The organism is Sphingobium nicotianae, assembly GCF_018603885.1.
In the GTDB taxonomy this organism is placed as follows: domain Bacteria; phylum Pseudomonadota; class Alphaproteobacteria; order Sphingomonadales; family Sphingomonadaceae; genus Sphingobium; species Sphingobium nicotianae.
Genome location: NZ_JAHGAW010000020.1, coordinates 1 through 9,980, shown reverse-complemented (window position 1 = coordinate 9,980; position 9,980 = coordinate 1). Strand labels below are relative to the sequence as shown.

7 protein-coding genes and 1 pseudogene are annotated in these 9,980 nt (G+C 63.6%); 6 read left to right on the top strand and 2 right to left on the bottom strand.

All coding sequences use genetic code 11. The annotated features are described in order from the left end of the window. Positions 1-127: 127 nt before the first annotated feature. Positions 128-679, top strand: a pseudogene (locus KK488_RS21155) (alkaline phosphatase D family protein); the annotation flags it as partial. A 150-nt stretch (positions 680-829) separates the two neighbouring features. On the opposite strand, the gene KK488_RS21150 reads toward KK488_RS21155, so the two are convergent. Further along, a complete protein-coding gene (locus KK488_RS21150) occupies positions 830-1,717 on the bottom strand; it encodes a LysR substrate-binding domain-containing protein (RefSeq protein ID WP_250890909.1) in 888 nt (295 codons plus the stop codon). Positions 1,718-1,896: 179 nt separating this feature from the next. Here KK488_RS21150 and KK488_RS21145 point away from each other — a divergent pair, with 179 nt between their 5' ends. From KK488_RS21145 to KK488_RS21125, 5 genes are all read left to right on the top strand, one after another. Continuing rightward, positions 1,897-5,094: an efflux RND transporter permease subunit gene (locus KK488_RS21145; RefSeq protein ID WP_214625716.1), complete on the top strand. Its 3,198-nt coding sequence runs from the start codon at positions 1,897-1,899 to the stop codon at positions 5,092-5,094. Then, positions 5,087-6,268 carry an efflux RND transporter periplasmic adaptor subunit gene (locus tag KK488_RS21140; RefSeq protein ID WP_214625715.1) on the top strand — a complete coding sequence of 394 codons (1,182 nt, stop codon included), beginning with the start codon at positions 5,087-5,089 and terminating at the stop codon, positions 6,266-6,268. The genes KK488_RS21145 and KK488_RS21140 overlap by 8 nt, the downstream gene beginning before the upstream one ends. Beyond that, positions 6,255-7,643 carry an efflux transporter outer membrane subunit gene (locus KK488_RS21135; protein WP_214625714.1) on the top strand — a complete coding sequence of 463 codons (1,389 nt, stop codon included), beginning with the start codon at positions 6,255-6,257 and terminating at the stop codon, positions 7,641-7,643. Before KK488_RS21140 ends, KK488_RS21135 begins: the two co-directional genes overlap by 14 nt. 400 nt (positions 7,644-8,043) lie before the next feature. Beyond that, entirely contained in the window at positions 8,044-8,244 is a 201-nt protein-coding gene (locus tag KK488_RS21130; RefSeq protein WP_214625713.1) for a hypothetical protein, read from the top strand. Beyond that, positions 8,244-9,326 carry an FAD-dependent monooxygenase gene (locus tag KK488_RS21125; RefSeq protein WP_284732256.1) on the top strand — a complete coding sequence of 361 codons (1,083 nt, stop codon included), beginning with the start codon at positions 8,244-8,246 and terminating at the stop codon, positions 9,324-9,326. Before KK488_RS21130 ends, KK488_RS21125 begins: the two co-directional genes overlap by 1 nt. 70 nt (positions 9,327-9,396) lie before the next feature. Here the strand turns inward: KK488_RS21125 and KK488_RS21120 are convergent, their stop codons facing one another. Further along, positions 9,397-9,753: a hypothetical protein gene (locus KK488_RS21120; protein WP_214625711.1), complete on the bottom strand. Its 357-nt coding sequence runs from the start codon at positions 9,751-9,753 to the stop codon at positions 9,397-9,399. Positions 9,754-9,980 lie beyond the last annotated feature (227 nt).

The following is a 9,980-nucleotide window of genomic DNA, read 5'->3' as shown; positions in this document are numbered from 1 at the left end:
TGCTTCGGTCGCCTCAAGCATTTCCGCCGCTTCGCCACGCGCTACGATCGGCGCACTATCCATTTCGCCGGCTTCATCCACCTCGCTGCCGCCATGATCTGGCTTCGCTGAATGTCGATCCGGCCTAGGTGAGGAGCAGGAGGTCTGGCTCCGCAATGGCATGGGCGGCAATGCCGGCTGGAACCTGCTGGCGCAGCAGGTGATGATGATGCCGTTCCGCTATCCCGCGGCAACGGGCGGCCCGGCGCTCTACACCAACAATGATAGCTGGAGCGGCTATCCGCAGGCCAGGCAGCGGGTCCGCGACATGATTCAAGAACGCCGACTGACCAATGTGGTCGTTGCCACAGGTGATGTGCACAAGCACCATGCCGGCGTCATCCCATCCAGCGACGCGGATCTGCTCAGTGAGCCGGTCGCCACCGAATATGTCGCATCATCCATCAGTTCCGACGGCGATGGCAGCAACATGCCGCCAGGCTGGGAAGACGTGCCAGCGGCAAATCCGCACACCGCGCTGCACAACAGCCGCCGGGGCTACCAGCTCTTCGACATTCGCGAGACCGAGTGGCACACGGAGGTGATGACGGTGGATCGCGTCTCCGTGCAGGACGGGCGACTATCGCGGATTGCAAGCCTGGCCACGTTGCCGCAAAAACCGGGTGTTGAGCGAGCCTGAGGCGACCATTTGAGCAGCAATTAGTCCGAAACGGAAAAGCATGAGTCGCCACCGACCCGCACCTGGTCACCCCCGGATGAGTTCAATTGGAGGCCGGCCGCTGGCGGAGTGTTTCCGGTCGTTCGACCGGCCGAACGATCGGCCCGTCCTTCACAAAGTCATCATCTGCACCAGCGACTGACCAGCGGACGCCATGATCTGATGATGGACCAGCCAGAGGCGGCTGACCGCCGCTGGACTGTCGATCTCCCGATAACTGACATTATCGAGATGCAACGTGCTGAGCGATCGGGCTACCACCGTCATCCCAAAACCTGCGGCAACGAGCCCGAGCAAAGTGGTCGGTCCGCTTGCCTCCAGCACAATATTGGGCTCGAATCCGCCGCTGCGGAACAGCGCGAAGACATTCTCGTTAAAGCCGCTGCCGAGCATTCGATCATAAAAGATGAACGGCTCTGCGGCCAGCGCAGCGAGCTGAATCTTGGCGTCGCCGCGGGCAAATTCGTGATCAGAACGCATCGCTACGAGCAAATCCTCCTCGACGAATGGAGTGGCGACCAGTCCGGCGGGCAGGTGTGGCGCGTCTGGGCCACGAACGAAGCCAAGGTCGAGCTTGCGCTCGGCCAGATCGGCAATCTGGGTTTCACGCGCCGCCTCCTGAAGCCGCAGGTGCACATTGGGATGGCTTTGACGGAAGCGAAACAGAGCGCTCGTCACAGCGGGCACGAAGGCCACGGACGCCGTAAAAGCGATTGAAAGCTCGCCGACTTCACCAAGGCGTATGCGCCTAGCGGCCTCGACTGTCCGGCCCGCTTGCTCCAATGTCCGCCGTGCCTCCACAAGAAAAAGACGACCTGGCTCGGTGAGTTTCACCCGACGGCTGGTGCGCTCCAAGAGAGTGAGGCCCAGTTCCTCCTCGAGAGCGCGAACCTGCTGACTGAGTGGAGGCTGGGAAATGCCAAGCTGTGCCGCGGCGCGGCCGAAGTGCAGTTCCTCTGCAACGCGCACGAAATAGCGGAGTTGCCGCAGATCCATCATTCGTCTTTCGTCTCAATCATGCCGTATCGCATATTGGACAGAGAACAATCCATTTTGCAATGCAACTGAAGCGCGGGCGTCGCGCGCGGCATTAGATCGCGAGCGCCCCTGCCACTGCCCCTACGTGCGCTACCCTGGAGAGGGTTCCGTCTGCGCATGCTCAATTCTCGGAGAGCGGAATGATCGGCATCGTGCGCATCGCGCTCACACGGCCGCTAACCTTCATCGTCATGGCGATACTCATCGCCATCGGCGGCGTGCTCGCCGCAACGCGTATGCCTGTCGACATCTTTCCCGAGATCCGTATCCCCGTCATCGGAGTCGCCTGGCAATATGCCGGCTTGCCGCCCGAGGACATGGCCGGGCGCATCACCTCCAACTACGAACGCGTGCTGACCACCACGGTCAATGACATCGAGCACACCGAGAGCCAGTCGCTGCCCGGCTTCGGCATCGTCAAGATCTTCTTCCAGCCGGGCGCCGATATCCGCACCGCCAATGCGCAGGTGACGGCCATCTCGCAGGCCATCCTGCGCCAGATGCCGCCGGGCACGACGCCGCCCTTCATCACCAACTACAGCGCCGCGACCGTGCCGATCCTGCAGCTCGCTGTCTCCGGCGACGGGCTCTCCGAGCAGCAGCTCAACGACTTCGGCCAGAACCAGATCCGCACCCAGCTCGTCACGGTGCCTGGCGCCGCGATCCCCTATCCATTCGGCGGTAAGCAGCGGCAGGTGCAGATCGACCTCAATCCAGACGCGCTAGCGGCGCGCGGACTCGCGGCGCAGGACATCACCAATGCCATTGCCGCGCAAAACCAGATCAACCCGGCCGGCTTCGTGAAGATCGGCTCGGCGCAGTATGCGGTGAAGCTTAACAACGCGCCGGGCTCGATCGATGAATTGAACGACCTGCCGGTCAAGGTCGCTGACGGCGGCACCGTTCTGATGCGCGATGTCGCCTATGTCCGTGACGGAAGCGCGCCGCAGAGCAATGTCGTGCATGTGAACGGCCAGCGCTCGGTGTTGATGACCGTCCTCAAGAACGGCGCGACCTCAACGCTCGCGATCATCCAGGACGTCAAGAACAAGCTGCCGGAAGTGCTGGGCGGCCTGCCGAAGAATCTCAAGGTCATGCCAGTCGGGGATCAGTCGCTATTCGTGAAGGCGGCCGTCGAGGGCGTCATCAAGGAGGGCGCGATCGCGGCGGCCCTCACTTCGCTGATGATCCTCCTGTTCCTTGGATCCTGGCGCTCGACTGTCATTATCGCGCTCTCGATCCCCCTCTCCGTGCTGGCCGCGATCGGCCTGCTCTCGGCGACGGGGCAGACGCTCAACGTCATGACGCTGGGCGGCTTGGCTCTGGCAGTCGGCATTCTCGTCGACGACGCGACCGTGACCATCGAGAACATCAACTATCATCTCGAGCAGGGAAAAGGCGTCATCCAGTCAATCATGGACGGCGCGGCGCAGATCGTGACGCCGGCCTTCGTCTCGCTGCTCTGCATCTGCATCGTGTTCGTGCCAATGTTCTTCCTGCCCGGCATTGCTGGCTTCCTGTTCGTGCCAATGGCGCTGTCCGTCGTGTTCGCGATGATCGCTTCCTTCATCCTCTCGCGCACGCTGGTGCCGACCATGGCCATGTATCTGCTGCGCCGCCACGAGCCGGTTGGCGAGAACAGCCATCTCGCCGGCGAGCCGGGCTCACGCAATGTGCTGGTCCGCTTCCAGCGCGGCTTCGAGCGCAGGTTCGAGCGATTCCGCGCTGGCTATGTCGACCTGCTCGGCCGGGCGCTTGGCGCGCGCCGCACGTTCATGGTCGGCTTCCTCGCCGTGGTGCTGATTTCCTTTCTGCTGGTGCCGCTGCTCGGGCGCAACTTCTTCCCGAGCGTCGATTCGGGGCAGATCCTGATGCATGTCCGCGTGCCCGTCGGGACTCGGCTGGAGACGTCGGCGGCAGAATTCGACCGAATCGAGCGCCGTATCCGCGCTGTGATCCCGGGCGATGAGATCGTCTCGATCACCGATAATATCGGCCTGCCGACGAGCAGCATCAACATGATCTACAACATCTCGGGCACGGTTGGACCGATGGACGGCGATATCTATATCACGCTCAAGAAAGGCCACCGCCCTACCGACGAGCATATCGCCCTGCTGCGCCGCGAGATGCCGAAGCTGTTCCCGGGCCGGACTTTCTCTTTCCTGCCGGCCGACATCACCAGCCAGATCCTGAACTTCGGTTCCCCCGCGCCCATCGACGTGCAGGTGCGCGGCCGCAACGCGCAGGCCAACTACGACTTTGCCGTGAAACTGCTTCGCAAGATCCGCGCGATTCCCGGCGCGGCGGACGTGCGCATCCAGCAACCGCCGCAATATCCGCAGCTCAACGTCAATGTGGATCGCCAGCGGACCAGCCAGTACGGTCTTGCCGAGCGCGATGTGACCAACAGCCTAGCCGGCGCGCTGGCCGGCAGCTCGCAGACGTCGCCGGTCTTCTACCTCAATCCGCAGAACGGCGTCTCCTATCCAGTCGTCTCGCAGGCGCCCGAATATAAAATCGGCACGGTCGCAGCGCTCAATAATCTGCCCGTCACCAACGGCGCGGGCGCCTTCGCCCAGACGCTTGGCGGTGTCGGCAATGTCACGCGCAGCACAACAGCGGCCGTTGTCAGCCATTATGACATCACGCCTGTCGTCGACATATTCGCGACTCCCGTCGGCCGCGATCTCGGTGCCGTCGCGACCGATGTCCGCAAGGCGATCCAGTCGCTCGAGAAGGATAAGCCGGAAGGCGTGACTGCCACCGTGCGCGGTCAATATGCCACGATGAACACCGCCTTCTCGGGCCTCGGCTATGGTCTGCTCGCTGCGATCATCCTGATCTACCTGCTCATCGTCGTGAACTTTCAGAGCTGGCTTGATCCGTTCGTCATCATCACCGCGCTGCCGGGCGCGCTCGCCGGCATCGTCTGGATGCTGTTCGTGACGGACACTACGCTCTCCGTGCCCGCGCTGACCGGCGCGATCATGTGCATGGGCGTGGCGACGGCCAACTCCATCCTCGTCGTCAGCTTCGCGCGCGAGCGGCTCGATGCGCTCGGTGATGCCACCAAGGCGGCACTGGAGGCGGGTCTCGTCCGTTTCCGTCCGGTGCTCATGACCGCGCTCGCCATGATCATCGGCATGCTGCCGATGGCGCTGGGCCTTGGCGAAGGCGGCGAGCAGAATGCGCCGCTCGGCCGTGCCGTCATCGGCGGCCTCATTGTCGCGACTTTCGCTACCCTTTTCTTCGTGCCTACCGTCTTCAGCTTCGTCCATCGGCGCGGCAGGCCGAGCAACCAGTCCCTCAGGGAGATCGAACTCGCTCATGTCTGACGAGCAGCCGCAGAACAGAACCCTGAAGCGCGTCGGTGTCGGCGCCGGGGTGATCGCGATCGCCGTCGTTGCACTCGGCATTGCCGTACGCAGCGGCGCCGACACCGAGCTTGCCAAGACCACGGCCGACGCGGCCACGCCCACCGTCGCCGTGATGCGACCGGACGGCGCGCCCGCCAGCGATGTTTCGGACGCGAAGAGCGATAATGCAAGGGGCCTCGTGCTGCCCGGCACCATCCAAGCCTTCAACAGCGCGCCCATCTATGCGCGCACCAACGGCTATGTCCGCAAATGGCTGGTCGACATCGGCGACAGCGTGCGCGAAGGTCAGAGGCTTGCGATCCTCGATGCGCCGGAGGTCGACCAGCAACTCGCCCAGGCGCGCGCCGACTATCAGACCGCCTTGGCTCAGCAGAAGCTCGCGCAGAGTACGTCGACCCGCTGGTCGTCGATGCTGGAGAAGGATGCCGTTTCGAAACAGGAGGCCGACGAGAAGGCCGGTGATTTCGCCGCTAAGAGCGCCATCGCCAATGCCCAGCTCGCCAATGTGAAGCGCCTCACGGCCCTGCAGGGCTTCTCGCAGATCGTCGCGCCCTTCTCGGGCGTGGTTACCAGCCGCTCGGCGCAGATAGGTGCGCTGGTCACCTCGGGCAATGCGAGCGCGCAACCGCTCTTCACGGTTTCCGACGTCCATCGCATGCGCATCTATGTCCGCGTGCCGCAGGCCACGTCGGGCCAGATCAAGCCGGGCCTGCATGCGACCATGACGCTGCCCGAATATCCGGGCCGCAGTTTTGACGCGGTGATGACACGCAGTGCCGGCGCCGTCGATACGCAGTCCGGCACGATGCTCATCGAGCTGCAGGCGGACAATCCCGACAAGGCCCTCAAGCCCGGCGGCTTCGCGCAGGTCACACTGCCGGTCGCCGGCACGCATGGCAGCGTGCGTGTGCCCTCGTCTGCCCTCATCTTCCGCGAGTCCGGGCCGATGATCGGCATCGTCGACGGGCGCGGCAAGGTGACAGTGAAACCCGTGAGCATCGGCCGCGACGAGGGGCAGGTGGTCGAGATCGTCTCCGGCCTCACCGGTCATGAGCAAGTGATCGTGACGCCGCCCGATGCGCTGGACACCGGCGACACGGTGCGCGTGGAGAGCGCCAATGCCAAGAAATAGGCTCACGCTCCTCCCGTTGCTACTGCCACTCGGTGCCTGCTCGATGGCGCCGGCTTATGCGCCGCCACAGGTTGCTGCACTACCGGCCTATAAGGAAGCGCCGGACGGCTGGACGCAGGCGGTGCCCGACGATGCGAGCGACCGCGGCAAATGGTGGGCGATGTTCAACGACCCCGTGCTCGACGATCTGGAGGCGCGGATGGAAAAGGCCAGTCCTGATCTCGCGGCCTCCGTAGCGCGCCTCGACGCAGCGCTCGCCGCCGCGCGCGAAAGTCGGGCCGATCTCTTCCCCACCGCCTCAGCCAGCGGCGACGTCATCCGCGCCCGGGCGTCGGCCCGGCGGCCCGGCGCAACCGTCGCCAATACCTATACTGATGTCACCGTCGGGGGCGCGCTTGCTTATGAAATCGACCTCTGGGGCCGCGTCCGCAATGCCGTGCGCGCGAGCAAGGCCGAGGCGCAGGCGAGCGCGTCCGATCTAACGAATGTCCGGCTGAGCTTACAGGCGGCACTAGCCGGCGCCTATTTTCAGCTGCGCGAACTGGACTCGCAGGCCGCGTTGCTGCGGCAGACCGTCGATGCCAACAGCCGTGCCCTCGATCTAACGACGACGCGCCACGATGGCGGCATCGCTTCCGGTCTCGACGTCAATCGTGCCCAGACCGTCCTGTCGGCCGCTCGCGCGCAGATTTCGGACGTCGCACGCCAGCGCGCGATCACCGAACATGCCATCGCCACCCTCATCGGCGAGGTGGCGTCCAGCTTTTCGATAGCGCCCGTCGATGGGTTGGCAGCGGCGCCTGCCATTGCCCCCCAAAAACCGTCGACACTCCTCCAGCGCCGCCCCGACATCGCAGCGGCGGAGCGGCGGATGTTTGCCGCCAACGCCCGGATCGGCGTGGCGCGCGCCGCATTCTTTCCCACTGTATCATTGGGTGCATCAGGCGGCTGGGAAGCGACCGGCGGGGCCTTGTTCAGCACGCCGGCGAGCTTCTGGGGGCTTGGGCCACTGTCCACCGTGCTGGACCTGTTTGACGGCGGGCGTCGCGCGGCGCGTGTGAAGATGACACGCGCGCAATATGATGAAATGGCTGCCGATTATCGCAAGACCGTGCTCGTCGCGTTTCGCGACGTCGAAGATGCATTGGCCGCAAGCACCCATCTGGCGATCCAGTCGAAGGACAGCGATAATGCAGCTGCAGCCGCACAACGCACGCTCGACCTGGCGCTGACACGCTATCATGACGGGGCGTCCGACTATCTGGAGGTCGTGGTTGCACAAACCAGTTCGCTGGACGCCCAACGTGCAGCTATTGCGGTTCGTGCCGCACAGCTCCAGGCGGCTATCGACATAGTTCGAGCCTTGGGCGGATAGGATTTTCAAGAAGCAAAGATCGATCTCATTCGAATGCAGGACCAAACGGCGGGTTTCAGGCAACTCGCTGATCGTCGCGAATGTCTGAAATTGGGGCGACAGCCGTCTTAGCCATCGACAAGTCAGTGATCGCGGCTCCCGACCAAATGACGACGTTCGTTTCTGCCACGCGAACGTCCGACCCTGACAATAGCGGTCGTTCGGATTGAGCAAGGCTGTCAGGCTGGAGCCGCCCTCACTTGCGACGTTCGATCACGAGATCGAGTATCCCGATAGCTGCCCTTCATTGAGTAGTCGCACGCGTAAGCGAAGAGTGCCCACGCTCTTGCGGAGCCCATGGTCGAGTGCCAGGCACATTCTCGCTGGACCGATGCATGACCCGGTGGCTATCGCCTCGCCCATGAGTATTGTCGCTACAATCATTAACTCGGCCACGGGCCAGCCAATCCAGAGAATGACCTTCGGCCGCATGCCGAAGCCTTGGGCTAGCTTCAATCTCGAGACTGGCGAGCTGGTGAGGGCCGATCGCGTCCAGGTCGGCAAGCCGGAGCCGGGCAAGTTTGTCGCCCCCGTCGAGGTTTGGGTCACCCCCAAGAGCTGATGGTGCCTGGTCAGGAGCACGTCAGCGACATTCTTATCGTCGGGGGTTCACTCGCCGGCCTCATGACGGGCCTCGCGATGTCCCGGCACGGTTTTTCCATCACCCTGTTGGAGCGCTCGAGCGACATTGATCGGACCGGCGCGGCGCTCCAGGTCGGCGATGGATTGCTCGAGCAATTAACTGGTCGCCGACATGCGTCGGGGATGCTCGCAGCCGGCGTCCAGGCATGGCAATCGGTCTATCGAGGTCTGCGTGCTGCGGCGGAAGAAGCGGGCATCCTCGTCTTGCAGAATGCCCGCGTTGAAACGACGGGACAGGTGGAAGGCCATGCCTGGGCGATGACCTCCGACAATCGACGGTTCGAAGGCGCGGTGCTGGTCGGTGCCGACGGTTATCAGAGTGTCGCCCGGCGGTATGTCAGCCCAGAACGTCCGGATGCGATCTTCGCGGATTATCTTGCCTGGGTCGGCTTTGCGGAAGAGTCAGCGCTTTCCGTCCGCTTTCCGCCCAATCTCGAGTTTCTGGGTTCCGGTCCATATGTGCTGCTGGGATTTCCGCTGACCGCCGCTGACGGCAGTCCGGAGCGTGGTCGCCGCCGGGTGGGGTGGGGTTGGTACGATGCCGGGCACAATGCAATCCTGCGAAAGACAGGTGCAGTCGAAGGCAGCCTGGTGCGGCATTCGCTGCGCCCGAATGACATGCCAGACGAATTGTTCGAAGAACTGGCGGAGTTGGCGCGCCTGCATTGGCCATCTCCCTGGCGCGAGGCGATCCTGGAATGCATCGCTCGCAGGGCGGTGCTGGGCACCCCCGTCGTCGAGTATCTTCCGGACCGGCTCGTCTCCGGACGGATTTGCCTGGTTGGTGATGCCGCTCACGTCTGTACGCCGATGACAGGCAATGGCTTTGCCACGGCAGCGGACGATGCACTGATCTTGGCGCGGTTTCTCGATGCCGCCGCGCTGCAGGCCGAGCCGATCGCCGCGCTCAAGCTATACGAAGCGTCCCGCCTACCTGAGGTGCGCAGATTGGCCCGGTCTGGGCAGCAGGTCAGCAAGAACTTCGTGCGCGCTGCCCGATGAGGCAGCTGCCCGCCCCGATTGCAGACATTCGACCCCTCGAAACGGCTCCCTAAAACCTGCCCTTCTTTCATCAAGTGGGCGTGCGGTAGCGAGCGAGCGAACTTGGGACTTCGCTGCCGTTCCCAGCGCCTTCGGCAATCGACTGCCCACGCCGGAGATCGTCAGGCGGTTCGCGGTGCATCTTCAGCGCGAGCTCGATACTTTGGCGCGCGCAGCCCATGGTCGCCGCGATGAGATGGAGGCCGGGCTTGCCGAGGCGCGCCGTCGAATCCGTAAGCTGGTGAAGCAGATGGAAGAAGACGACGATCTTCCCCGCTCCGTCATGACGCGCCTCAAGGATTTGGAACGCTAGGAAGATCTCCTGGAGCAGGAACTGGCCAATCTCCCCGAGCGGACGGTCATGCGCCTGCCGGCGACTATGAATCACTCTATCGCGCAGCCATCGCGGAGCTCGAATAGCATCTGATGACGTGGGAGGCGAGCGCGTCACGCAACGCGATCCATACCCTGATCGAAGGGGTGGTTGTTGACCTGCTCCCCAGATTGTCCGCGATTATAAGTTAGCTCTGTTCGCGTTATGGGCCTCTGCGGCCCGGGTTGCATATTCCGCCGGCGTGAGTCCGTCGAGGCTCGTGTGGGGTCGGTGCTGGTTAT